Source organism: Serratia sp. SSNIH1, assembly GCF_002935055.1.
In the GTDB taxonomy this organism is placed as follows: Bacteria; Pseudomonadota; Gammaproteobacteria; order Enterobacterales; family Enterobacteriaceae; genus Serratia; species Serratia nevei.
This window is the reverse complement of sequence record NZ_CP026383.1, coordinates 3,001,982-3,028,359: the sequence shown is the minus strand read 5'-3', so window position 1 is coordinate 3,028,359 and position 26,378 is coordinate 3,001,982. Positions and strand designations below refer to the sequence as shown.

20 protein-coding genes are annotated in these 26,378 nt (G+C 56.1%); 9 read left to right on the top strand and 11 right to left on the bottom strand.

Annotated features, from left to right (window positions below; translation table 11 throughout):
* Positions 1 to 47: 47 nt before the first annotated feature.
* Positions 48 to 1,394 carry an ISNCY family transposase gene (locus tag C3F38_RS14655; RefSeq protein ID WP_077253535.1) on the bottom strand — a complete coding sequence of 449 codons (1,347 nt, stop codon included), beginning with the start codon at positions 1,392 to 1,394 and terminating at the stop codon, positions 48 to 50.
* Positions 1,395 to 1,619: 225 nt separating this feature from the next.
* Here C3F38_RS14655 and C3F38_RS14650 point away from each other — a divergent pair, with 225 nt between their 5' ends.
* Positions 1,620 to 2,252 (top strand): hypothetical protein, encoded by a 633-nt coding sequence (locus tag C3F38_RS14650; protein ID WP_001567369.1) that lies wholly within the window; start codon positions 1,620 to 1,622, stop codon positions 2,250 to 2,252.
* Between the two features lie 28 nt (positions 2,253 to 2,280).
* Here the strand turns inward: C3F38_RS14650 and C3F38_RS14645 are convergent, their stop codons facing one another.
* The 8 genes from C3F38_RS14645 to C3F38_RS14610 form a co-directional block, all read right to left on the bottom strand.
* Positions 2,281 to 3,684 carry an ISNCY-like element ISKpn21 family transposase gene (locus tag C3F38_RS14645; RefSeq protein ID WP_001567368.1) on the bottom strand — a complete coding sequence of 468 codons (1,404 nt, stop codon included), beginning with the start codon at positions 3,682 to 3,684 and terminating at the stop codon, positions 2,281 to 2,283.
* A gap of 509 nt (positions 3,685 to 4,193) precedes the next feature.
* Positions 4,194 to 4,550 (bottom strand): hypothetical protein, encoded by a 357-nt coding sequence (locus C3F38_RS14640; RefSeq protein WP_071934102.1) that lies wholly within the window; start codon positions 4,548 to 4,550, stop codon positions 4,194 to 4,196.
* Between the two features lie 99 nt (positions 4,551 to 4,649).
* Complete coding sequence (locus tag C3F38_RS14635; protein ID WP_080479051.1) at positions 4,650 to 4,724, bottom strand: helix-turn-helix domain-containing protein; 75 nt, start codon at positions 4,722 to 4,724, stop codon at positions 4,650 to 4,652.
* 101 nt (positions 4,725 to 4,825) lie between these two features.
* Positions 4,826 to 5,491 (bottom strand): hypothetical protein, encoded by a 666-nt coding sequence (locus C3F38_RS26215; RefSeq protein ID WP_139108060.1) that lies wholly within the window; start codon positions 5,489 to 5,491, stop codon positions 4,826 to 4,828.
* A 379-nt stretch (positions 5,492 to 5,870) separates the two neighbouring features.
* The gene (locus C3F38_RS14630) at positions 5,871 to 7,334 is read right to left on the bottom strand and encodes a phospholipase D family protein (RefSeq protein ID WP_233211738.1); all 1,464 of its coding nucleotides are present in this window, start codon (positions 7,332 to 7,334) and stop codon (positions 5,871 to 5,873) included.
* Between the two features lie 158 nt (positions 7,335 to 7,492).
* A complete protein-coding gene (locus C3F38_RS14625; protein WP_055317128.1) occupies positions 7,493 to 8,284 on the bottom strand; it encodes a helix-turn-helix domain-containing protein in 792 nt (263 codons plus the stop codon).
* A gap of 357 nt (positions 8,285 to 8,641) precedes the next feature.
* Positions 8,642 to 8,959 (bottom strand): cupin domain-containing protein, encoded by a 318-nt coding sequence (locus tag C3F38_RS14615; protein WP_038871643.1) that lies wholly within the window; start codon positions 8,957 to 8,959, stop codon positions 8,642 to 8,644.
* A 373-nt stretch (positions 8,960 to 9,332) separates the two neighbouring features.
* The gene (locus tag C3F38_RS14610; protein ID WP_233211737.1) at positions 9,333 to 10,499 is read right to left on the bottom strand and encodes a nitrate/nitrite transporter; all 1,167 of its coding nucleotides are present in this window, start codon (positions 10,497 to 10,499) and stop codon (positions 9,333 to 9,335) included.
* 181 nt (positions 10,500 to 10,680) lie between these two features.
* Between C3F38_RS14610 and C3F38_RS14605 the strand changes: the two genes are divergently transcribed.
* Positions 10,681 to 11,550 carry a LysR substrate-binding domain-containing protein gene (locus tag C3F38_RS14605; protein WP_055313530.1) on the top strand — a complete coding sequence of 290 codons (870 nt, stop codon included), beginning with the start codon at positions 10,681 to 10,683 and terminating at the stop codon, positions 11,548 to 11,550.
* A 63-nt stretch (positions 11,551 to 11,613) separates the two neighbouring features.
* On the opposite strand, the gene opgC is transcribed toward C3F38_RS14605, so the two are convergent.
* Positions 11,614 to 12,816, bottom strand: coding sequence for an OpgC domain-containing protein (gene opgC / locus C3F38_RS14600; RefSeq protein WP_055317125.1), 1,203 nt, complete (start codon positions 12,814 to 12,816; stop codon positions 11,614 to 11,616).
* Positions 12,817 to 13,122: 306 nt separating this feature from the next.
* On the opposite strand from opgC, the gene C3F38_RS14595 reads away from it, so the two are divergent.
* The 7 genes from C3F38_RS14595 (at position 13,123) to C3F38_RS14565 (ending at position 24,590) form a co-directional block, all read left to right on the top strand.
* Positions 13,123 to 14,961, top strand: coding sequence for a glycosyltransferase (locus C3F38_RS14595; RefSeq protein WP_055317124.1), 1,839 nt, complete (start codon positions 13,123 to 13,125; stop codon positions 14,959 to 14,961).
* A gap of 81 nt (positions 14,962 to 15,042) precedes the next feature.
* The gene (locus C3F38_RS14590) at positions 15,043 to 16,323 is read left to right on the top strand and encodes a DUF3131 domain-containing protein (protein WP_233790553.1); all 1,281 of its coding nucleotides are present in this window, start codon (positions 15,043 to 15,045) and stop codon (positions 16,321 to 16,323) included.
* A gap of 19 nt (positions 16,324 to 16,342) precedes the next feature.
* Complete coding sequence (locus C3F38_RS14585; RefSeq protein ID WP_047730701.1) at positions 16,343 to 17,911, top strand: DUF3131 domain-containing protein; 1,569 nt, start codon at positions 16,343 to 16,345, stop codon at positions 17,909 to 17,911.
* Entirely contained in the window at positions 17,896 to 19,278 is a 1,383-nt protein-coding gene (locus C3F38_RS14580; RefSeq protein WP_047730702.1) for a DUF3131 domain-containing protein, read from the top strand. Before C3F38_RS14585 ends, C3F38_RS14580 begins: the two co-directional genes overlap by 16 nt.
* Before the next feature lies 1 nt (position 19,279).
* Complete coding sequence (locus C3F38_RS14575) at positions 19,280 to 19,732, top strand: hypothetical protein (protein ID WP_038871657.1); 453 nt, start codon at positions 19,280 to 19,282, stop codon at positions 19,730 to 19,732.
* On the top strand, positions 19,729 to 22,410 hold the full coding sequence (locus tag C3F38_RS14570; RefSeq protein ID WP_038871660.1) for a response regulator: 2,682 nt from the start codon (positions 19,729 to 19,731) through the stop codon (positions 22,408 to 22,410). Before C3F38_RS14575 ends, C3F38_RS14570 begins: the two co-directional genes overlap by 4 nt.
* Complete coding sequence (locus C3F38_RS14565) at positions 22,407 to 24,590, top strand: glycoside hydrolase family 2 (RefSeq protein WP_055312862.1); 2,184 nt, start codon at positions 22,407 to 22,409, stop codon at positions 24,588 to 24,590. Before C3F38_RS14570 ends, C3F38_RS14565 begins: the two co-directional genes overlap by 4 nt.
* A gap of 11 nt (positions 24,591 to 24,601) precedes the next feature.
* On the opposite strand, the gene C3F38_RS14560 is transcribed toward C3F38_RS14565, so the two are convergent.
* Entirely contained in the window at positions 24,602 to 26,377 is a 1,776-nt protein-coding gene (locus tag C3F38_RS14560; protein WP_038871664.1) for a sensor domain-containing phosphodiesterase, read from the bottom strand.
* Position 26,378 lies beyond the last annotated feature (1 nt).

Genomic DNA, 26,378 nt, shown 5'->3' with positions numbered 1-26,378 from the left:
TTTCTCTCATCTGTCGGCCATATCAGATCCACAGGTGAGGGAAGGGCTCATCGCTTCAGGCTGGGGATAAAATCCTGCGGACTGGCCAGCACCGGGTTGATCGCCCTGAGCTCTTCCAGTGCACGCTCCTGAGCGCGCCTGCGGGGCATTTTTGTACTGCGCATTCGCTTTCCTTCAGCCTCCAGCTCGTCCTGTTTCTGCTGTGCCAGCCTCAGAACGGCACCCAGTCGTTTGTTATCAACAACCGCCCCCTGATCAACGCAGGTCAGTTTATCGAAAATCTTATAACCCAGTGGCCGGTGCTGATGCCGGAAAGTAATGCTTCCGTCAGGGTAATCATAAACGGTAATTTTTTCACCTGCTATGCGCGTATTTTGTTCGGTGGGTTCAATGATATACATGACTTTATCATACTGAAAAGTCAGTGCTTTCGATAAGGTCCGTAGCTCCTGCCAGGCGAAGATATCATTCAGCTCCAGTGGACTCTGTGTGACCGCACGGTGCAGATCTTTAGGGTATTTTGCCGGCCGGGAGAAACGACGGTTAAAATCAGACATGAAATGTTCAATCCACTGATTGGCTTCAGCAACCGAGCTGATGTTCTGCAGGCGCATCTCTTTAATCAGTCGATCCTGGAGCGTTTTATTTACCCGTTCCACGCGACCTTTTGCCTGGCTGCTGTTGGCACAAATCAATTCGATCGCCAGTTCCCGGAGAGCCCGTCCGAACTGGGTTGTGCCGGTACGTCGGCTCTCGGGTCCGCTGACCCTGAACACCGCATGCTTGTCGCTGTAAAATGCGACAGGTTTACCATGTTTATCAATGTATTGCCGGGTAGCCATCATGTAGTCAAACGCGTTTTCTGAATCACAGAATCGCAGGTGCATCAGGCGACCTGTGGCGTCATCCATGAAGACCAGAAGACAGCATTTTGGGGCTCTTCCTTCGAACCAGTCATGGTGAGAGCCATCGATCTGAACCAGTTCGCCGAAACAGTCGCGACGATAGCGCGGCTGGTAAACCCGGGTTCGCCGGCGGGAATGAGGACGCCAGAGACCGTCGGCTGTCATCCAGTTACGGATGGTTTCAACGGAGAGATATATATGATGGCGTTCAGCCAGTTTTTCGGTTGCGAGCGTTGGGCCAAAATCTGAATAGTGGCACCGGATCAAATCCAGGGCTTTACAGCGTGTTTCTTCATCGATCCGGTTGTTTGCAGGACGTCCACGGCGGGAAGATGCAAATGCGGTTGCGCCATCTGTCCGGTACAGACGCACAAGACGCTGCACCTGACGAACACTGAGCTTAAGTATGTCTGCTGCGTCGCGCTGAAGCAAAGCCCGGTCAAATACTCGCTGAATGATGCCAAGCCGGTAAAGTTCTTTGTCTGTCATAGTCACCAACATAAGATCGCGGTCCTGTGCTGAGCAAAATGAAGGCTTAGCGTACACGACGCGTGTGAATTGTGCTGAGACGACAATAACGCTTTGTGCTGACAACCTTTGTCAAGGCTCAATTGAAATGTCCGTTATCCAGCTCAATTAAAATGACCACTTTGATCTCTCATTCTCTTTACTGATAGACTTTCCTCCGACTGAAACAACAGGATGATTGAGCCCATGCTTCGATACGAGTTAACGCCGAACAATGCAGGTTTTATACTGTGGGGAGATTCAGAAGCCCTGAATGAATTACATGAACTCATTCATTACATCGTGGATGAAAGCCCACTGATTAAAGTTAAAGACGGATTTATGTTATCCCTTGCCTATGATATTCGTAAAGCACGGGAAGGTAATCGTCGTGTTGAGCAACATCAGTATGATCAACATGATACATATAAGCTTTATGGTGTTGAGCTTTTATGGCCTCTGGTCCTGGTACAGTCCTCAATACTCAGAAACTCAATGGGTTATATTCAGACAGACAAAAACCAGCTGTCTGTCATGTATGCCTTTGAATACCTGATAGAATCAGCATTAACAGAGTCTGAGAGAACAACGTCGAATGATATTATGCTAACAGTAAAATATGCATCAGACTCTGATTTTAATTTCATTGAGGATAATATTGACAGCAGGTGCTGCTATTTTATCAGCCTATCTCCGGAGCAAAGAAAAAAGCAGTTAATCAGTATTGTTCGTTCTTTTCATTCATTATGGGGTAAGTATGCCCGTGAAAAGCAGGACATAAAGATGCTGAACGAAATGAATAATACATCATGGGTCTGGCCGGACAATATCAACTGGTGAGCAACCACTGTCCGGCCAGTGAGTACCATCAGCGGGCTCTTTTACCAAAAATGTCCTCTGAACGTGACTGAAGCTGTTTGAGTGCTTCGAGCATGTCATCATTATCCAGTGAGCGCTGGGATTTCTTCCCTTCCTGCTTTGGCCGTCGTCGGGAAGGGCCATCTCCAGCGGGAATTGACTGAGAGCGCGTGTTATCCCGCTTGCTCTGCACCAGACTGATAAACTCCAGGGTTCGGCCAAGACGCTTGTTATCGACAATCGCGCCCTGGTCGATTTCTGACAGTCGGTCGTAGGTAGAGTAGGGAAGTAGCGTACCGTTCAGGCGCAGCTCTTTTCTGCCATCAGGATAGTGATACACATCGATATATTTACCTATTGCACGGCGACTCAGTTCGCTGTCTTCAATCAGGTACAACATTTTATCATATTGTATCGTCAACGATTTTGAGACTTTACGTTTTTCACGAACAGTGAAAATAAGCCCCAGGTCCTCATCATGTTCTACAGCACGGTGTACGTCAAAATCATGTCGCGGTACTTTGCCAAAACGGCGGTTATAGTCAGCCATATAGGCCTCAGCGAAGTCATTTGCAGCCTCCATTGAACAAATGCCCTGTAACCGCAGCTCTTTGACCAGACGATCCTGTAAAGTGAGGTGAGCTCGTTCTACACGCCCTTTGGCGGGACTGGTTTCTGCACAGATAGTCTGGATGTTCAGTTCATGCATGGCTCGCCCAAACTGAGTATGCCCGTCTCCGCCTGTGGCGTGTTTATTGTTAACACGAAAAACACCGGCTTTATCGCTGTACAGTGCCAGCGGTTTACCATGCTTATCGATATAGCGCCGCGTGGCTTCGAAGTAAGAAAACGTGGACTCCGATTTAACAAACAACAGTTCCATCAGTTTGCTGGTTGCATCATCAACATAGACCAGCGCGGTGCAGGCCGGGCCACGGCCTTCAAACCAGTCGTGATCACAGCCATCTATTTGTATCAGCTCACCAGTACACGGACGCCGGTACCGTGGTTGAGGGATCCTTGCGGCACGTTGTTTACGGGGAACCCATAAGCCAGCCCGCACCATGATGCGCCGGACAGTTTCTTTGCCAAGAAACAGTCCGTGGAGTTCTTCGAGCTTTTCACGCGCCAGAGTCGGACCGAAATCAGCATAACGCGTCTTGATCAGTTCCAGAGCCTGATCTGCGAGCCCGGGTGGCAACTGGCGGTTACCACGCATGCCACATCGTCTGCTGGCCATACCAAGCGGTCCGCCTTCACGGTAACGGGCAAGAAGTCTGCGGCATTGCCTGTCGCTGATACCGAGGTGCTCGGCCGCACGGCGCGTTGTGATGCGACGTTCAATGACGTCCTGTATAATCTTGATCCGGTTGATCTCTTTCAAAGTAAACACTCCTGAGCTTTCTGCGCTCATGATATGCCTCCCGGTAGTTTAAACGGACCAGTGAAGCTTACCATAGCGCGGACATCTGAATTGAGCCACAGGCGGACATTACTATTGAGCCATTACAACCTTGGTGCGCATAATGTATATTATGTTAAATATAACATGGTGAATACTAACCGCCATAGCGTGGAGTTTTCCTGAGTACGTAACTCTCTGCTGCTTATCGGGACTCTTCCATAGACCCCCTAACCTTTTACTACTACCATGCTCTATGGAATGTTGATGGAAAATTTATTTTTTAAATTTCCTATAAACTCTTAATGCTGAGTAAACAAGCGAGCAATAAGTGACAACAGTAATTAAAAACTTTGATAAGTTAACTGGCGCAGAAAACCACGCTTGATAGCTAATAACGCCTGCACCGCTGAGAAGAACGGAGCCAACCAGGATAGATAAAAATACAATTAATGAACTTATAATCGTTGTCACTTTTACAATCCTTTTGATGATAGCAATCTCATGTTATTGCTGAAAATTCAGACCTTACAAGAACCGCCCATTGAGTTATTACAGTTATTTTTACTCCCTGCATTGCTACTCTGCCCACCATTGGAACCTTGATTACTGAAGCAGCCGCCTGCTATTGCTCCTCCGACGAGCCCAACAGCGAGTCCTCCCACTCCACCGAGGGAACCTGCAATCATCCCACCGATAATTCCATTATTACAATTTGTTATGGCATCACCCTGTTTTGAGTAATAACCACCGTTAGTGTTGTTACTGCCACCACCTTTCCCACTACTAGTTCTACCACCATTATCAACACGGTCACCGCCATTGTTGCCTCGACCGCCAGAGACAAAATCTAAGATTGAAGGATCAAGAACTTTCATAAACAACTCCTTTTGATTATTGGCTAAACTTGTGTAATCCTTTGTAAAGCAATTAACCATTAACTCATTTTTACATTTGAAGCAAGAAAAATGCAGTTATCACGAGGTCTTTGTATCTTCCAGAGTTTTATAAACAGTGGAACGGGCAATGTTGAGCTGCCGAGCAATTTCCATTGCACCAATGCCCTTCTGGTGAAGGGCCCGCGCGTGGAACTAAAATGGGTCTGCTTACAAGACCAGCTCGAAGCTGGTCTCGGGAATTGATATGAAAACCATTATTTTATAGAGCAGGTCAAATCTTCATTGAGTGTGAAGACTCTATCCTTATCAATCTCTTCAGTTTTATCACCGCACGGAATGTATTTTGTTGTAAAAGGATTATAAAAGCCAACTTGAATCATTGAATGCTCTTTAATTGATGTTGCCTTCCAGTAATCGGTACTTACTGAGAACAACCTTGTTTCATGCGGATTTAGATATCCCAAGACAGAATCTGAAGAAAAGTTATTGGCCTTATCCACTGAAAAAGCCGGATAAACTTTTTTCTTTGAATTATTTTCTACAGTATAGATATGTGGTGCATCAGGCTTGTAGTTACCTTCAGTTTCAATACAATTCCCAGTGATTCTCCAGCCATGATGTGATGTAACAATCATTGAATAGTTACACCCTCGACTATTTCCATTGAGGGATGATGGTACTGACTTTTCAGCAATGCTAGTACCATTTTCATCTTCGACAGAGATTGAAATATTCTTCTGTGGAACTACAGGATTTCGTGAGTCATAGAATCTTGTGTCTTTACCCTCTTTGACAACAGTCTCACCATACTTTAGCTGATAGCGCAAACCATCTGGATTTTCTAAATTAAAACTGTCAGCCATAGCTAAACTTGAAAAAGAGCCCAAAATAGCGATTGGCAGAAAAACATTTAATTTCATCTCACTCCACCTTTAAATTAAATTTAATTAAAACAATCACTTACAGAATTAATTAACTCATTAAAAAGGAACTCAACAAGAATTTCATTTAAACATTAGCTACCATTGTGGATATCTACAACTTTACTTCAAATAAAAACGATTTTCATTGAAATGAAAAACAAAGAAAACTTATAAGAATTAGTTAATTTCACCGCATGGCGGCTCGCGATATCCCAGGCGTCGATGAGGTTTTCGATAATTTCCCGCAGATCGCGGGCAGACAGCCGTTGCGGCTAAGGGCGTTTATCCGCAAGCACCGTGACAAGCTGGTCTACTGAGCCTCGCAAGGTTCGCCGGCCAAAACCGGCGAACCTTACTTTTCCCTCCCGCCGTACCGTCACAGCATCCATTCGATCGGCAACCAGCCGGCCACGGTGAGAATAATGCGTTTTACCCAGCCGGCGCCGGGCTCTTGCTGATGCACCTCGGTGTGGCCGTCTTCGAAGGCTTCGTTCCACACCATTTTGCCCTCGGGCGTCAATACCGGCCGATAGGCGGCGTATTCAAGCGGGCCATCAAACAGTTGGCGGGTGTCGGCCGCCAGCGTCGGGCTGTCTATCAAGAAGCCCATTTCGCAGTTCAGGTGCGCCGAGCGCGGATCAAAATTGAACGAACCGATAAATACCCGCTTATCATCGATGGCGAAGGTTTTCGCATGCAACGCCGCGCCGGACAGCCCCAGCGGCTTGAGTTCCTTGCGCCCCGTCGGTTGCCCGGCGCGCAGCTTCAGTTCGAACAGCTCGACGCCCGCCTGCAGCAGCTCACGCCGGTATTTGGCGTAGCCGGCATGCACCACCAGCACGTCGGTGGTGTTCATCGCGTTGGTCAGCACGCGTATGGACTTCCCCTGTTTGGCAAGCGATTCAAAGAAGCTCGCCCCTTCCCGCCCCGGCACGAAATAGGCGGAAACCAGATCCAGTTGCCGGCCGACGCCGCCGATGATCTTGCCGAGCTGCGTCACCATCAGCCGATCGCGCGACGCCTTGCCCAGCCCTTTCGCCGGATCGTCGGCCACCAGCTCTACCTGGGTGAATTCCGGCTGGACGGCGCCATCGCGAAAGCGCACCGCGCTGGTTTCCAGCTGCACCGCCAGTTTGCGGGCCCGGTCGCTGCTTTCGGTCGCGGTGGCCTGCGTCAGGAAGGCAGAAAGATTGCCTTTGCCCCGGATAATCTGCTCAACGCCGAATACCGAGGCGCTGTTCCAGTAGCGATCGAAGACGTCGGCAGTCTCCGCCACCACGCTACCGACGCTCAACACGTCGAGATCGAGGAAATAGTTTTCGTCGCCGACCTGGAAATACTCGTCGCCAATGTTGCGCCCGCCGATGATCGCCACGGCGCCATCGACGATATAGGACTTATTATGCATGCGCCGATTCATGCGCATAAAGTCGAAGGCGTAGCCGGCCAGCTTCGGCGTACGCACGGTAGACGGGTTAAACAGACGGATCTCGATGTTTTTCTGCGCGTTCAACGCCGCCAGCGTCTCATCCATGGCGACGCCGTTATCGTCCAGCAACAGCCGCACACGCACGCCGCGTTGAGCCGCGTCATACAGGGTTTTCAGCAGGATCTGCCCGGAGGTGTCGTTATGCCAGATATAGTACTGGGCATCGATCGACCTTTCCGCCATCCGCGCCAACGCCAGGCGGCTGGCGAACGCATCGTGGCCGCTGACCAGCGGCACCACGCCGCTCAGGCCGGGATGCGCCGCCATCTGTTCGGCGGCCCGCGCCGGCAATAGCGCGGCAGGATCCGCCGGCAATGCCGCCTGCGGCAGACGCTGGGAAATATCCGGCAAACGAAAGAGGACTCTTGCCGCAATAATGGCGATCGTCACGGCGATAATCAGATATACGACAATTTTTATCACGGGAAGCGGCCTCGGAGGTTGACTGCTTTGCTTTATACGTCATTAGGTTGCTTCAATCTATAGGAGAAGCTCGCTCTACAATAAGGCTATAGCGTAAAGCGCGAAGGCGAAACGCCAAACAGTTTTTTAAACGCCACCGAATAGGCGCTGTGGCTCTCATAACCGCTTTCGAAGGCGGCATGGATGATCGAGTTGCCGGCCAACAGCAGCGGAATGGACGACAGCAGCCGCAGACGCTGCTTCCACTGGCCAAAGGTGATGCCGGTTTGCTGAGTGAAGTGACGCTGGAAGGTTTTCGCGCTGATCGCCAGTGAATCGGCCCAGGCCTCAATGCCGCTATCGTCGGCCGGCGTGATGACCAACAGCCGGCAAATCTCGGCCATTCTCGCCTCTGCCGGCCAAGGCAGATGCAGCGCCAGCTGCGGCTGCAGGCTCAGCTCCTCAAGGAACAACGCTCTGAGCAGCGTATTGCGTTTGGTCTCCGCCCCTTCGGGCGCCAGCGTCGCCAGCTGAGCGATCAGTTCTCGCAGCAGCGGTGAGACCTGCAATACGCCGTCGCGCAGCGGCAAACGCGCGGCGGTGACTTCATCGACCAAAATCCCGTAAACGCAAATGTTGCTCTGCATGACCAGCTGATGTTCTACCCCCGGCCGCAGCCAGACCGCGGTGGTGGGCGGCACGATCCAACGCCCGCTGCTCGCCTCGACCGCCATAACGCCCTGTTGCGAATAGAGCAAATGGCAGCGTTTATGCGAGTGGTAAGGAATCACAAAGCCCGCCGGATAGTGTTTCACCAGCCCCGTTACCTCGAACGAGGAGTTTTCGTGGCTGCTGAGGTCGATGCGTTTCGTTTCGGCGTTGTCGACTTCGAATCCCATGGTCGTTTGTCCCTTTTGATAACGCAAATGTCTTTTATTTGATAGAGGCGACGTATGATCCTCCATATAGTGACGTTCTCGCAAGCCACACCAGGGGCCTTATGCGAAGAAACTCACTATTTACACCAAAATTTCATCGTTCTGCGTAAAACAAAGGCGATGACGTTGCGCATGCGCTGCGCGATGGCGGCTCGTTGCGGGGGCGACGTGGCCGAAAGTGATGGAAAGGGAAAGCACGGTGGCTTAAATCAGGAGGTATACGCATCAATCAGCAGGTAGCTCAGCCTGGGGGGCGGCTTAATGCTGCAGGGATAGGGAGAGCACCTAGGCTCTCCTCTATCCATTCATGTTATCACCTCAACGGGCCAACTCGGCGCCGTCCAGTTCGGAAATCGCCAGACAAATCACTTCAGTAATGGCCTGTACCGTATAGGCGGTATTGGCAGGGATGATTAACATCTCATGGGGTTGCAACGTCTGATCGTCAACCTTCAGTTCACCGCTCAGCACCATCAGTTTCACCCACCCCGGATGAAAACGCGCCGGTTGTCGGCTCCCGGCATCCAACTTCAGCAACGCCGTATGGCCAGGCGTCTCCCGTTTCAAAATATGAAAACGCACCCCATCGTAAGGCATGTTTTCGTAATGCAGTGACGCCAGTGTTCTCTTATGCATGGTAAGTGTCCTCGTGACCTGTGAGTAGCTGCTCCGCCTTCGGTCGCCATAAAAACGATTGGCGGCTGTCCCTACCGAAAGCACCGTCTCGCAGCCTCTTGGCGAACGGATTAACTGTCGTACTTGCAGCGGCCTGTACGGCCACCGCTTCATGCCTAACCTGCCTCAGGCATGCTACTAAATATATAAGAGCCTCGCCGACGGCGCAAAAAACCGCTGCCAGGTTAAGCGTATATTCATTTCCCGTCGTCAAATCGCTCGGGGCGATAAGCGTGCGGAATGGCGTGCGCGACCGATGCCCCGACAATCCCGGCGCCCACGATAACCATGCGTGATGATGTTCCATTCCTTTAATGATGTCCGTACCTCATTGTCAGTGCTGCCGCCAAAGCAAGCAGGCCGCCAGACAGGCTACTCCACCGCCGCAGGCCAATACGGCATAAGACGTGCACCAGCTCTGGGTGGTATCCATCACGACGCCAAAGGATAAAGGGGCGAACGAACCGATGCCGAACCCCAGCAGCGATCGCCAGCCCATCACGCTGCCGAGCTGTTGCGGCGGCACGTTGTCCGCCATCGCGGCCGACAGCACGCCGGAGTCGCCGAGGATGAAGAAACTGCCGATGCTGACGGCCAGCAGCGTCCAGCCCGGCCCCCAGTTCGCCGACCACCCCATCAGCAGCGAGCCCAACGCGCCGGCGGCGCCCATAAACATCAGCACCGATGCACGGTTGAAATAGTCGGAAACGGTGCCGACAATCAGCGTGGCAACCATGCCGGCCAGGTGGATCACCGCCGCGACGATCAATCCGGCGCTGAGCGGATCCAGAGAGAAACCGCTCAACGCCTCGCTGACCAGGCTGGGCGCCCAGGCCCAGTTGCCGAGCAGTTCCCAGCTGTGGGCGATATACCCGATCAGCAACAGCAGGGTCGCATAGGTGATCGCATAGCTTTCACGTTTCGTCTGCCTCCCCAGCGTGCGCAGCTGCGGTTCCCGATAACCGACCAGGGCCAACGAACCCGCCAGCGCCCCCAGCAACGCACCGGCGGCACACAGGGAAAACGCCACGCCGGCCCCCCAGCGCATGGCGCTCCAACCGGCGATGAAAACCGACAGAAAATACCCCAACGAACTGGCCGCCAGCATCATGCCGATGGCGTAACCGCGCCGGGCCGGGCCGTTCATCCCCATCGCCAGCAGCAGTGCCGGCGTATAGGCGCCGCCCTGCGTCAGGCCGACGAAGGCCATCAACACCAGCGCGCCGGCATAAGAATGGGCAAACACGGCGAACAGCATCAGCGCAGCGGCGCCCAGCCAAGAAAACAGCAGGTAAACCCGGCGCGCCCCCAGCGAATCACACCACCAGGAAGCCACCAGCAACGCCAGGGCGTTGGTCAGGCTGAACACCGTTTGCACCGTACCGGCGGAGGCGGCGTCGAGCTGCCACTCGCTTCTGATGGTCGGCAGTGCACCGGCGAACATCATGGTGCCCAGGCAGAGGCCGGCCCGGCTCACGCAAAGCAGAAAGAAAGCTCGCATCTCAGCGCCGCCTCCCTGTCCATCGAGGGGTGAGGATAATTCGACTAACACGAACGACAGACGAGGAAAATCGCTGCATGGCACACTCGGCAAACCGGGAAAGATGCGTGATAATAGTGAGAAAAATCAATGTCTGACAAACGATCTTTCCTCGCTCATTTGGTTGAGCTAGACTCAACCTATGAAAAAAATTCACTCCCTGCCGCACCTGTCCGCTTTCGAAGCCGCCGCCCGCCTTGGCAGCTTCAGCGCCGCTGCGGATGAGCTGTTTCTCACCACCGGCGCGGTCAGCCGCCACATTCGCAGCCTGGAAGAGCAGCTGGGGATCACACTGTTTTATCGCGGACACAAGTCCGTGCGGCTGACGCCGGCCGGCGAGAATTTTTCCCGCACCGCTTCGCGGGTGATAAGCGAACTGTATGCTGCGGAAAGCGCACTGAAAGCGAGCGCCGGCCGGCAGCGGCTGGTGGTGCACAGCCTGCCGACGTTCACCATGCACTGGCTGATGCCGAAGCTGGCGGCGTTCAATGAGATTCATCCGGAGGTCGCGATTGATATCACCACCAGCACAGGGGCCGTCGATCGCAATACGCCGTTTGATCTGGCGATCCGGCGCGATCCCGCGCACTTCTCCGGGCTGAAAGCGATCCCTTTTCTGCAGGAAGAGAGCCTGTTGGTCTGCAGCCAGAGCTACTTGCGCGCCATGCCGGTCAGTGCGCCCGGCACGCTGGCCGGGCATACCGCCATCCGCATCCGCGCCCGTGAGGATTTATGGCACAGCTGGCTGAATACCTACCCGACGGCGTTGGACGCCTCGCCGCCGCCGCTCACGCTCGACCATACCTTCGCCGCCATTCAGGCGGCCGAGGACGGCCTGGGGCTGGCCGTCGTGCCTTACCTGTTCTGCGCCAAACATCTGTCGTCCGGCCGGCTGGTGTCGCCTTTCCCGGCGTTGACTATCCGAACCGGCGCTTATTCCCTGCTGCTGCGCGATCGGGACGATGAGGTCGTGAGAAAATTCGCCGCCTGGCTGCAGGCGTTTCAGGTCTAGCGGCGGAGTGACAGAACTGTTATTTCCTTCATCTACGACTTCTTCGGGCAGCGCAGACATCCCTTAGTTGGGAACAATCTTTTTCAACAGGCCATAGCGCGCCATCACCCAAAGCGCCATCAACCCGGCGACATGTACCGCCGTATTGAAGAGCCACTGTTGCGTCCAGAGATCGAAGGTCACGAACTGGCTGATGAACAACACCAGATAGACGTGAATGATGAAGGTATACAACGAGTTTTGCCCCAGCACGATCAGGAACCACCCTACGGCCTTGTTGATCGGCTGCCAGCAAACGGTCAGCAGCCAATAGACGCTGGCGATCAGGCAAAAATCATTCAGGATGCGCACGGGCCCCAGCGCATTCTTGGCGGCAAGGTGCTGATAAAACCAGTTGAACTCTGCCGCCGGGATCACATGCATCATCAATGCCGGTGGCATAAAGGGATTGGTATGGTTTTGCGCGACGAACAGCATGCTCAACGCCACCGCCGCCATGGCATAACGCGCCATTTTGCCTGCCTGGGTGCGGGCCAGCGACGCAATCTCCTCTTTATACCACCCGCAGCACAGGCCCAATACGTAGATCAACTGCCAGGCCAGGAAAGGGAAAGCGAACTCGAACTCCGCCGACGTCATCGGCATGCCGCTGATCTGGTAGTAGCCATAAACGATAAGCGACAGCGCCAGCAGGCCGGCCCCCCTGCCCGTATTCAATAGCCAGAGGAACAACGGGCTGAACAACAGCAGATAGAAATAGAGCCCCAGAATTTGCGTTTGATGCGGCCCGATCTGTAAAAAAATAATCTCGTTAAACCAGGCCTCTTTGACTTGTTCATTCACCGGATACATCGAGTACACGGCCCCTGAAAAACGATCGACAAAATGCGTCACTTCAAAGGTATCGATAAAGTCCAGCATTTGCAGCAGCAAAATACTTATAATAATAACGATGTTAACGAAATAAAGCTTCACCGCACGCCGTAACAGAGAATAGGCCACCGTCAACATAGGCTCAGTTTGTAACTGTCGCCGTTTCATATTGCCGAGAATAAAGCCGGACAAAATAACAAAACCTTCCGCCCCGGTCGTCAAACCGAATCGTTCCCAGGTGAAAACATTCAAAACAGACATAATCTCTACGTGCGCAGCCACCATCATCACCAGGGCTATGCCGCGCAGCATATCGATGCGTAAATCACGCCTCCCGATGGCAACATAGTGAAGCGCCGTCGCCGGATACTCATCAACTTGCTGTAAATTCATTTGGTTATCTCATGATGACTCGGTTTGAAAGACGGCACCACGCGGTTTGATTGCACCTATAATTAATTAAAGAATAAATCTATAACTTACTAATCATTTTATTCCCCAGGCAGGCCTCTAGGAATTTTAGATGAGAAAATAAATTTATCCGCTAGCAGCATGTTTTTTTACAGCCGCACCTGCTCATGACAACCATATAAAAAGAACGGAGTGCACGTTTAATTTTAAAGCAATGTTCTTGCTAATCCTTCACCCTTAACTAAACTCTCTATCTATATCACGACCTCCTTGCCGGGAATGAAATGCATGGCGCATTTTTATTTTTCATCTTTTGAAAAAAGGAGCCCCCCTGCACCGCTAAAAACCTCGCGGGCAATTGCGTTCCTTTGGCAAACACTTGCCGTTGCCGCTCTTGTGGTCGGTGCCAACTACATTCGCTGGCGTTGGATGGCGTCGCTCAATTATGACGCCTTATGGTATGCCGTTCCCTTGGTGATAGCGGAGACCCTGGCCTATTGTGGCACGATCCTGTTTACCTTCAATCTGTGGCAGGTACGCGACGTCGAACGCCGGCCGCCACCGCGCGATATACGGCAATGCCTCGATTCCGATGACGCGATTGCGCCGCGTCCGGTCAAAGTCGATCTGTTTATCGCCACCTATTCCGAAGACACCGAACTGGTCAGGCTGTCGATTCAGGATGCCAAACGAGTCACTTACCCCTTCCCCCTGGATTATCGCATTCACGTTCTGGATGACGGCAAGCGCGCCGAGATGCGCCGCGTCGCCGAACAAGAAGGCGTGAATTATCTGTCACGCGAGAACAACATCGGTTTTAAGGCCGGCAATCTACGTAACGGGCTGGAACACACGGACGGGGACTTCATCGTCATTTGCGATGCCGATACCCGTGTCTTCCCGTCCATCTTGACCGACACGCTGGGCTATTTTCGCGATCCTTTGGTCGCCTGGGTGCAAACGCCACAATGGTTTTACGATCTGCCCGCAGGAAAGCGTCTGCCGTACTGGTTGAAGGGCAAGCTCGGGCAGCCCGGCTATGTTGCCGGGCGCGCGCTGGAAAAGGTGATGGGCCCCCTCACCGTCGGCCACGATCCCTTCTTCAACGATCCCAAGATGTTTTACGACGTGATCTTGCGCCGCCGCAACTGGGCCAATGCCGCCTTCTGTTGCGGCGCGGCGTCGCTTCATCGGCGCGAGGCTATTATGCAGAGCGCGTTGCGTAGCTATGCACGCGCCGTAGAAACGGAAATCGATCGCTATACCCGCGACGTAACGGATGCCGGGCTGCGCGACGAGCTGGGGCGGGCGATGAAACCCCAGGTGGCGTTAGATACCGAGTTGACCCCTTATAAATTCCACGTGTCGGAAGACATTTATACTTCGATCGTACTGCACGGCGATCCCGAGCGGCGCTGGCGTTCCGTCATGCATCCTGAGGTGGAATCGAAAATGCTGTCGCCGCAGGATTTGCTGACCTGGATGATTCAGCGTTTCAAATATGCGGCGGGCTCGCTGGATATTGCGCTGCATGATGCGGTCTTCAGCGCGAAGAACTTCAGGCTGAGCCTGGCGCAGAAGCTGATGTACGGCACCACGTTCTGGTCATATCTGGCCTGCTTATGGAATACGGTGTTCCTGATCTCACCGCTAATCTATCTGTTTACCGGCATTCCGCCGGTTTCCGCTTACTCGCTGCCCTTTTACCTGCACTTCTTACCGTTTTTCCTGCTGTCGGAGCTGGCTTTCATGTTCGGCACCTGGGGGATCTCTGCCTGGGACGGAAAAGCCTCTTACCTTTCGCTGTACTCCATGAACCTGCGTGCGCTGGATACGGTGTTGCGCGGCGAGAAGATCAAGTTCCACGTCACGCCCAAAGAGCGCCAGCAAGGCAACTTCCTGACGCTGGTCAAACCTCAGCTGGCCATCATTGCCTTGACGCTGCTGGGGCTATTATGGGGCGGCATTCAGCTGTATCTCGGCAAAGTGGACGATCCGGCCGGCTACGTGATCAATATTTTCTGGGGCGGCGTAAACATTATCGCCATGTTGCCGATGGTGCTCGCCGCGCTGTGGCGTCCTGAATCAGAAACGCCTTCCGAGCAGCAGGAGGCCGGGCAAGCATGACGTGGAAACACTCATTGTTGCAAGCGCGGAGCTATATTGCGGTCATCATAGGTTTCCTGCTGGCATTCGGCATCGTGGTTTATGTTGAGACGCATATGCCCCCCCGCCCCGGCGGAAAGCGCCGAGCTGACGCTGAGCGCCGATTTCCCAACGCTGCCCGCACCGCGCGCGCTCACCTTCGATGAAGCCGTTTGGGCGCGCATCGCCTGGCAATACTTCGTCAACAACACGCAGTCCAACGGACTGGCGAATGCCATCGACAACCAGCCCTATACCACCATGTGGGATACCGGCAGTTATCTGATGGCAGCCGTGAGCGCGCAACGGCTCGGGATCATTACGCGCGACGAGCTCAATGCGCGCGTGAATGCCGTTCTGACAACGCTGTCGTCGTTACCCCTGGCCGACGGCCAGTTGCCGTCGCTGTATTACCATACCCAGCGTTCGATCCGGCTGAACAGCCTCAGCCAAAACGAAAGCCAACCCGATTGGTCGGCCGTCGATATCAGCCGTCTGTTGATGGCGTTGGACATCGTCGCCTGGCTGTACCCGGAACAGACCGCGGCGATCGCGCGCTTAACCGCCCCCTGGCGGTTCGACGCCCTATTTATGCAGCAGGAGCCGCAACAGCCGCTGAATTTCCGCGCGGCGAAGAAATGGCAGCTCGTCACCCAAGGCAACCGCGACAGCTACGGTTATCAGCTTTACGCCGTCAACGGGCTGCGTCGCGTCAGCCCCCTGGCCGCCATCGTTCTCGGTTCACAACAGCCCTCGCCGCGCACCATCAGTATTGACGGCCTGCGTATTCCCTACGACAGCCTGGTCAAAATCGGCAAGGTCGATCACCCGGTCGTTACCACCATGCCCTATCTGCTGACCGGCCTGGAGGCGGGGTTCGACATCCGTTCGGCGGAAATCAGCTGGCGGGTGATGAAAGTACAGGAAAGCCGCTACCGCAGCCACGGCGATTACGCCTATGTGAACGCCGACAATGAAGAACAGTTGCCGCGTTTTATCGACGATGCCGTCATCAGCCGCTTCCCGGCACTGATCGACAAATCGCGGGCGGAAATCAAAGAGGCGGCACTGCAGCTGTCGACCAAATCGGTGTTCGGGTGGTACGCGCTGTTTCGCACGCCGTGGAGTGACGAGATGCGCCGGCGTGCCGCCGTGTTGTTCGAGCCGGGGCGCGGCTGGTACGAAGGCATCATCGCCGCCAATGGGCAACAGAGCCGGGTGATCGGTGCCAATACCAATGCCCTGATATTGGAAAGCCTGGTCTATATCGCGCAAGGGCCGCTGTTTTGCCAAAACTGCGCTCCCGCGCCCCCTGCGAATCCTGCCGACGGTCAACGGCCGTAATCAGTCATAAGGAGCCACTATGTTTCATCATTATTCCGTCAGGCCGTTTGTCACGCTGTGTCGGCGCGCGCTGTGCGGCTGTTTGCTCTTGTTGCTGACGGTGCCTGCGGCCATGGGCGATACCCAACTGCCCGCCGCCGCCTATCCGCAGCGCCACGGCGACCTGACGCCGCGCGAACAGGCGATGGCGGTCAAAGCCTGGCAATACTTCGTCACCAACTACCAACCGGCGACCGGGCTGGTCAACGCCGTCAACAACTACCCTTCAACCACCATGTGGGACAGCGCCTCCTACCTGGCCGCACTGACGGCCGCCCGCGAGCTCGGTATCATCGACAAGGAACAGTTCGATCAGCGGCTGATCAAGTTTCTCGCTACGCTCAACACCGTGCCGCTGTTCCAAAACCAGATGCCGAACAAGGCCTACAACACCATCACCGCGCAAAAGGTCGATTATCTCAACAAGCCCGGCGAGATCGGCTTCTCATCCATCGATATCGGCAGAATGCTGCTGTGGTTGAAAATCATCAAAGAGCGCTATCCCGAATTTGCCAACGACGTCGATAACGTCGTGCTGCGTTGGGATTTCAGCCATATCATCGACGACTGCGGCACGCTGTATGGCGCCAATCTGGATGCCAATAAACAGCCGGTTTATGTCCAGGAAGGCCGGCTGGGCTATGAGGAATACGCCGCCAGCGGTTTCCAGCTGTGGGGGTTCTCCACCTGCCAGGCCTCCCGCGCGGAGCCTTACCAGTTGGCGGACATTTATTGTGTTCTGGTGCCGTATGATTCACGCGATCCGCGCACCACCAGTCAGCATAACTATGTGGCGACCGAACCCTATGTGCTGCACGGGCTGGAGATGGGCTGGGACACCAGCGACGATCGCAGTGACGATCTCGCTAAACACAGCCACCCCTGGATGCAAGACTTCGCTAACCGCGTCTATCAGGTGCAGGAAAATCGCTACCAGATTACCGGCCGTCTGACGGCGCGTTCCGAACATCAGCTCGATCGCGCGCCGTATTTCGTGTACGACACCGTCTACTCCGACGGCTTCGACTGGAACACCATCACGGACAAGGGAGAATACGTGCCCGATACCGCCGCCATCTCGCTCAAAGCGGCGCTCGGCATGTGGAGCCTGTGGCAATCCCCGTATACCGATCGGCTGCTCGACGTGATTGAGAACGCCAGTGAAAAAGACAAAGGTTTCTACGAAGGCCTGTATGAAAACGGCGCCGGCCCGATCCGTGAGTTTACCGCCAACAACAACGGCATCATGCTCGAAGCCCTGCTGTTCAAAAAGCAGGGGCGACTGCTGAAATTCAATACCCCTGACCCAAGCAGCGCCAAGTATGCGCCGGCCCTGTGGGATAAAACGCTGGTGAACGTGTTTGACGACAAAAACACGCCCTTTAACCGGCCTTTCATCACGCCGGACGCCAACCTGAAGACCTGGTGTCAACAAACGGGGGTCGCGCTGCGCAATGCGCCTTCCTGCAAAGCCTGTAAATGCCCGCAGTGCCAGAATGACGCGCCCATGAAACTGCCTCCGGTAGCGACATCATGCTTAAAACCCTGACGCTGATCGTTTCCGTCGTCATCGCACTCGGGCTGGTCGTGTTGCTGGGCGTCATGGCGCGCCCCGACGGCGCCGGGTCCGTGTGGGAGCACTGGCAGCAGCAGCCTCGCCGTGGTGCGTTAACCGAGGAGCAGCGGCAATGGGCCGACGTTGCCTGGCGCTATGTGCAGAACAACACGCAGCCCGGCTCCGGTTTGGTGAACGGCAAAGATCGTTACCCGATCGTTTCGCTGTGGAACATCGGCGACAGCCTGATTGCCTTGAGCGCCGCGCGGCGTTTGGATCTGATCCCGCAGCGGGAGTTCGATGCCCGTTTGTCGGCGCTGCTGACGACGCTCGATCGTTTACCGGTGACCCGCATAGGCGCGCCCGGTGCGTTGTACGATGCGGTCAGCGGCGCTTTCAGTCAGAACGGTGGCACCGCCGGCGAAGCGCAAGGGATGGCTCGCCTGCTGGTTGGCATGCGTTTCACGGCGCAAAGCTTCCCCGAATACCGCACCTTCCTCGAACGAATCGCGCTGCGCTGGAACTTCTGCAACCTGCTGACCCAAGACGGCCAGCCGCTCGACGGACGAGAGCAAAACGGCGCTTGGCGCAGTGCCGCAGCCAGCGACGTAGGCTATGCCGACTACAACGGCGCGGCTTTCCGCCTGTGGGGATTTCAGCGTACATCAACGCGAACGGCACCGTTCAAAACCGCGGTCGTCTACGGTGAGCCCCTCGCCGTTACGGCACGCGATCCGCGCCTCACCGGCGCGCCCGCCGGCATCGAAAGCACCCCCTATCTGCTGACCGGCCTCGAGATGGGATGGCCGGCACCCCATCCCGGCGAGGCGGCCGACGTCAGCATGGCACAACGGGCCCAACGCCTTTACCAGGCGCAGGAAACGCGCTGGCGTCGGGAGAAAATCCTCACCGCCCGGGCGCAATATTCGCGCAGCACGGCGCCGTGGGAGGTGTATGACAGCCTGTTCGCCAACGGCTATGCCTGGAATACCCTGGCGGACGACGGCCGCTATGCGCCGGAGCTGGCGCTGCTCTCGACCCGCGCCATTTTCGGCCTGTGGGCCTTGTGGGACACCCGTTACACCGACGCGCTGATGCAGCTGGGCCGGCTGCATCAGGATGAGAAACGCGGCTGGTTTGAAGGCCGTTACGAAGCCAACGGCGGCTACAACGCCACCTTCACCCTCACCACCAACACCGTGGTGTTGGAGGCATTGCTGTTCAAACAAAACCGTGGCCCGCTGCTGCAGGCACCGCTCAACGACGGCTACCTTGGCGTACGCATGAAAGACGTCTTCAACTGGCCTGGGCACTGTCTGCCGCAGGAGCGTCTACCGCTCTCCAGCGCGAAAGGAGGATGACATGGGCATCAATTATGAAGAGCTGTTCAATAACAGCTACAGCCGCATCACTCAGGGAGATAAAGGCGATCGGTTCTTCACCCATTTTTATGCGTTGTTTATCGGCAGCACCGAAGACCTTAGCTCGCCGGGCAGCATCGCTCAGCGGCTGGAAAAACAGAAAATCATTTATAAAACCTTTTTCTACATGCTCTCGGTCGCCAATACCCATATCGTGGCGGATTACCTGGTGCAGGTGACGCAAGAAGGCAGCCCGCAAAGCCTCAATCTGCCGCCGTCGATTTATGCGCTGTGGCGCAAGGCCGTGCTGCAAACCGTGCGGGATCTCGATCCCGAATGCGATGAAGAGATCCTGACCGCCTGGGCCATCGTGCTGGCGCCGGGGCTGGAATTCATGCGGCGGCAGGCCGAACTGCATCACAATCCCAGCGCGCAATCGGGGCTGCCGGGATGAACAAGCTGCCGCTGCTTTCCGCGCTCAACGCCCCGCCTATTGCGCTGGCCATTTATGACGCCGAAGAACGGCTGAGCTATTGGAACCGGCGCGTAATCGAGTATTACCCCGGCCTTGAATCCTGGTTACGCGTCGGGCTTACGCTCGCCGACGTCTTACGCATGATGATCGACATCAGCTATCCGGCGTTGCATGACGAAGCCAAAAAGCGCATGGCGGCCACCTTGCTGGCCAACTACCGCCGGCCAGATCATTACGAAGTTCGACGGATCACCGATCGCACCCTGTATATCCAGCACCACCGGACGCCCGAGGGCGGCGTGATCAGTACCCATACCGATATCAGCCGCTATGCCGACGTCATTAAAGCCGAACAACGGCTGCACAGTGACTTTATTCTGGCGGCCGAAACCTCGCGCATCGGCATCTGGGAATGGGATTTGGCAACAGACGAGCTGCAGGTCAATGACGCGTTGCTGCTGTTGCTGGATATTCCGCGCACCAATCCGGTGCTTTCCGGCAGCTTGTGGACGCAGGCCTTTCCGGCCGACTGTCTGGCGCATTTCACGCAGAGTATTCGCCAGGCGAGCCGGGCCATCCTGCCGATTTTCGCCTGCGAAGCAAAAGTGCAGCGCACGGATGAGCGTTACGGCTGGGTGTCGCTGCAGGGCCAGATCGTGCAGCAAGGCATGCACGGCGAAGTGCAGCGGGTCATCGGCACGCTGCAGGATATTACGGAACACAAAGAGGCGGAGGCCTCATCCCGCCAGTCGGTTGAGATAGCCAAAGCGGCCAGCCAGGCGAAAAGCGAGTTTCTCGCCAATATGAGCCACGAAATACGCACGCCGATGAACGGCATTCTCGGCATGACCCAACTCTGCCTTGAGACCGAGTTGAATCAGGAACAACGCGACTACATCACGATGGCATACAGTTCCGCGCGCGCGTTGTTGAAAATTATCGATGACATTTTGGACTTCTCCAAAATCGAAGCGGGCAAGATCAGCCTGGATCCGGAAGATTTCGCCCTACGGCCGTTGATTCAGGAGATCACCCGCCCGCTGACGCCCAAGTTCTCCGAGAAAAACGTAGAGCTGCTGGTGGATATCCACCCTGACGTTGCCGACGAGATCTATGGCGACCCGTTGCGGCTACGCCAAATACTGACCAACCTGATCGGCAACGCGCTCAAATTTACTCCCGCTGGCGAAGTGGTGCTGCGTATTGAGCCGGTGGCCGACGATCCGCATCGTTTGTTGTTCAGCATCCGCGACAGCGGTATCGGCATCGCCAAAGACAAGCAGAAAGTCATTTTCGAATCGTTCAGCCAGGCGGATAACTCGACGACCAGAAAATACGGCGGCACCGGTCTCGGGCTGACGATCTCCGCCAGGCTGGTGGCGATGATGGGAGGAGAATTGCAGGTCGACAGTGATGCCGGGCGCGGCAGCTGTTTCTATTTTTCCCTGCCGGTGTTGTCAGGCGCGCGCAGAGAAAGCGTCGGCTGGCCGCAGACGCTCGCGGGCATCGAGGTGCTGGTGGTGGACGACAATGCCACCAACCTGCGTCTGCTGTCCGACCTGCTGCGCAATATGGGATTGAAACCCACTCTTGCCGGTTCAGGCAAAGAGGCGCTGGCGCTGATGAACAATCGCGCGCCTTTCCCGCTGGTGCTGTTGGATGCGCAAATGCCGGAAATGGACGGTATGGCGCTGGCGCTGGAGATCATGTCTACCCCATCATTGCGGCATTGCACGCTGATTATGCTGAGTTCGACGGGCAGCCGGATCGATAAGGCGGTGCTGAAAAAAGTCGGGGTCTCCTTTTTCCTGATGAAGCCTATCGATGCCGAGGAACTGTTTGCCGCCATGGAGCAGGCGCTGATGCCGATGCTACCGAGCGCGCCCGCAGCCGCCCCCCCCACCCACGAGCCGCCGGTGAACGCGGCGGCCCCCCGCTATCATTTGCTGATCGCCGAAGACAATCCGATCAACCAAAAGCTGGCGCTCAGCTTTATCGGCAAACTGGGGCACAGCGCCGATCTGGCCGGCAATGGCGCCGAAGCGCTGAACCGGCTGCAAACGGCGCGCTACGACGTCATTCTAATGGATTTGCAGATGCCGGAAATGGACGGCGTCGAAGCGGTACAGGCGATTCGTCAGGCAGAGCGGCGGCAACCGGCGGGCGAACCGACGCAGCGGATCATCGCCATGACCGCACACGCCATGAAAGGCGACAGAGAAAAATGCCTGCAGCTCGGCTTTGACGGTTACATTGCCAAACCCATCCTGCTGGAGAAACTGGCGGAGGAAATTACGCAGGTCGTCGCGGCTCCGGTGCTCGCCTTCGATTATCCGCTTGCGCTCGCGCAGTTGGACAACGATCCGGCGCTGTTCAACGAGCTGGCGGCGATGTTTATCGACGAATTGCCTGGTCTGTTGAATACCTTGCAAGCGGCGATCGCCGCTCAGACATGCGACGAGATCAAACGCTGCGCGCATCGCCTCAAAGGCGAAACGCTGCACTTTGCCGGCTCGCCGCTGACACCCTGTTTGCAAGCCATTGAGCAGGCCGCCGGCGCCCGCGATCTCGCGTCGCTCCCCTCTCTGCAGTCGCAGTTGGCGCCGTTGAGCCGGCAGCTACGCGACGCGCTGATCGCCATCGTGGAGGCAACATGAAAACAAAATTCTGGCTCTCTCTGGGGCTGCTGGTCTGCGCGTCATCCCCCCTTGCCCAAACGCCGCGCAGCGTTTCTCTCGATGGCGTTTGGCAATACCAGGACGCCAACCCGCCCCATGACGATCGGCAGCGCCTGACGCCGAATTGGCGTCCTCTGCGGGTTCCGGCGAACTGGTACAGCGCCGGCGTCGATCACCAGGGCGCTCTGTGGTACCGCACGACATTCACCCTGCCGCGCCTCGCCCACGATCGGCTGGCCACGCTCACTTTCGACGGCGTCGACTATCGCACGGAGGCCTGGCTCAATCAGCGTTTTATCGGGCGGCATCAGGGCTATTTTCAGCGTTTCCAGTTCGACGTCACGCAGGCGGCTCAGCGCGAAAACCACCTGCTGGTGAGGGTGGACAGTCCGTTTGAACCCCCCGGCAGCGTCTGGCCGCTGCACAAGCGCGTGATTAAAGGCGTACTGTCGCAGCACGATACCCGCCCCGGCGGTGCCTGGTCGCCGCAGGGCCAGGACGCCAACTCAGGCGGTATTTGGCAGCCGGTCACGCTACGCCTTAGCCGCGGTGCGGCGATCGATAACCTCACGGCGCTGCCCGACTGGCGTCAGGGATTGGCGCGGCCGACGCTGGACATCCGTCTCGACTATCGGGTGAATCGGCCGAGAAAGGCGCGCCTGATCCTGCGCCTGACGCCGCTGAATTTCACCGGCAAGAGCTATCGCCTTTCTCGCCGCGTAACGTTGACCGGCGAAGCACCGCTCGCCGTTTCGCTGCCGATGCCGGGCGCCGCACTTTGGTGGCCATACGGCCATGGGGCGCAACATCTTTATCGCATCGAGGCAACGTTATCCGACGCTGAAGGCTTGCTGGATAGACACACGTCGCAAACCGGTTTGAGAGACGTTCGTGAGCTGGCATCAGGCCACGGCTGGACGATCAATGGCCGGCGCCTGTTTATTCGCGGCACCAACTATATCGGCTCACCGTGGCTCGGCAGCATGACCGCCCCGCTTTATCGCCGGGATCTGCTGCTGATGCGCGCGGCAAACATCAACGCGGTACGGGTGCACGGGCACGTTGCCGGCCAGGCGCTGTATCGCGAGGCCGATGAACTGGGCATGTTGCTGTGGCAAGATATGCCACTGCAATGGGGGTATGACGACAGTGAAGCCTTCGCCGCCGAAGCGGCGCGCCAGGCCGGCGATCTGCTGCGACAACGGGGCAATCACCCTTCGGTGATCGTGTGGGCCGGGCAAAATGAACCGCCTTTCGACTCCCCGTGGATGAAACAGCGGTTTACCGATTGGACCCCCACGCTCAACCGCCGGCTGGCGCAACGCGTGGCGGACACGTTGAGCGAAGACCGCACCCGCATCGTTCACCGCTGGTCGACGGTCGCCGAGCATTACTGGCAGGGATGGTATTTCGGCTCTGTCGGTGATTTCCTCAAGCCGGCGACCACGGCGATCATCAGCGAGTTTGGCGCGCAGGCGCTCCCTCGCCTCGCCACGTTGCGCACCATCATTCCGGCGGCGAAGCTGTGGCCCGCCAGCACGTCACCCGACGATCCGGGCTGGAAGGTGTGGCAATATCACAACTTCCAGCCCGAGCAGGCTTTTGGCCTGGCCAAATTGTCGCGTGGCGCTACGATAGAGAGCTTTATCGCCAACACCCAGGGTTATCAGGCGGAAGGCATCCAACTGGCGGCGGAGAGCTATCGACGCCAACGCTATCAACCGGTCGCCGCTCTGTTCCAGTTTATGTTCAGCGAAACCTGGCCTTCAATCAACTGGGCGGTCATCGATTATCAACGGCACCCCAAAGCGGGTTACTTCGCCTTGCAACGCGCCTATCAACCGGTGCTGCCCTCCATCGAGCCGCTCACGCTCAACTGGCGACCGGGCGAAAGCGGTAAGGTCGGCCTGTGGGCGATCAACGATCGCTGGCAAGACTACACCGCTGCCACGTTGCGTTGGCGAGTAACGCAAGGCGAGCAGGAGCTGGCGCGCGGCGAGATGGCGCTCGATCTGCCGGCGGACAGCGGTCGTAAACTGAAGGAGCTCAAGCTCACGCCGCGTACGGCACAGCCCTTGCAGGTAGTGACGGAACTGACGGACAGCAACGGCCTTCGCCTGGGTGAGAATCGCCGGCAATTTTCGGTGGGCATCCCATAAACGATGCCGCGCTACGGTTTTCGCCGCTGCTGTCCGTGGATGTCGACTAACGCGCAGAGCTTCTCCAACGTCACCGCCGGTGAAAAATAGAAGCCCTGCGCGACGTCACATCGATATTGAGTCAGGTAGTGGAGCGATTCTTGGTCTTCCACGCCCTCCGCCAAGACTTCATAGTTGAGCTTATGCAGCATATCGATGATGTTTTGCACGATAATGCGGCTTTCCGCATCGCTCTTCAGCTGTTTGATCAGGGAGGCGTCCAGTTTGACAACGTCGGCGGGGATATGGCGCAAATAGTTTAAATTGCTGTAACCGGCGCCGAAGTCATCCAGCGCAATGCGATGCCCGTTAGCCTTTAGCGTATGCAGACAGGCCAGCGCCACGCTGCTTTCCTGGATACGTTGCGACTCCAGACACTCTATCTCAATATCGCCCGGCTGCAGCCCTCGCCGGACAATGGCCTCGTGCAACCGCGCAGCAAAGTGCCGCTCGGCCAGATTGCCGGCCGTCACATTGATCGAAATCGGGAACACGATCCCCGCTTCGCGCATCAACAGCAGCTGTTCAATCGACTGCGCGATGACGAACTCGGTAAGCGGTTTTATCAGAGAGGTATTTTCCACCAGCGGAATGAATTCCGCCGTCGGGATAGCCCCCAAGCGTTCATGCCGCCAACGCAATAATGCCTCCGCACCGACAATCCTGCCGCTTGTCAAATCAATCTGGGGCTGATACTCCAAAAACAGCCCGCGATTCTGCTTAAGACTCTGCGCCAATTCATTGAACAGATTGAACTTATGTTTACGCACCGCATCTTTCGGCTCGCTGTAAAGAGAAACGATCCTGCCTTCGTCTATCGAATCATGCAGCGCGCTGGTCGCCTGGCGCAAAATCTCGGCAGGATCGGCATGCGGCGCGGAAAATAACGCATAACCGGCATAAAGTTCCAGCCGCAACGGCACGTCCCCCCTCACTTCGCGGTGCAGACGGTCGGCGCAGCGCAACAAATCGTGCTTGGCCTGCGGTATTTGCTGCGCCGCGATGATGACGGCGAAACGTCCTGGCGCGATGCTGTATAACATCCGATCGCTGAGAAAAGTCTCTTTCAGGAAATGGCCGATGTCCCCCAGCAGTAACTCTACCGTAGACAGGCCGAAGGAGCGTGCCATCTCGTAGGCGTACTTGATATCTATCGTATCGACCAGCAATAACGCGTATTTTCCCGTATCCGCTAGATTACCCAGCTCCCCCATTAGACGTTGACGATTGGGCAAGCGGGTAATGGCATCGACCAGGCCGATTTCGCTCTGTGCTTCGATGAGCTCGGCAACGATAGTGGCCATACTGCGTAGCAGTTCGACCTGGCGACGCGTTAAGTGCTTTGGTCGCGGGCCAACGAGGCAAAATGCGCCGATCGTGTAACCTTCGCGGGTGGAAAGCGGGATGGCGGTACAGTGGCGGACAGCCGCCTCCCCCCTGACCATGGGATCCGATGCAAAGCGTTCATCCGCGAAAGTATCCGGACAAAACAGCGCCTCGCCCTGCAGGCGAACGAAATTGAACAAAGGGCTGGCGAAATCTATCTCTTCAAAGCCGATGTCAATCTGTGCGCGGAGCCAGATCTTGCGCGATCCGTACAGGCAGATGAGGCAACCCGACGCCTCCAGCAGTTTACGGGTGATATTCAGCACCTGATGGATCGCATCGTCGTGGCCGGCCCCCAAGGCCGCCAGTGCATCGATGGCCGCCAGGCGCTCGTCTTCGTTCTTACTGAGATGTCTTAGCATT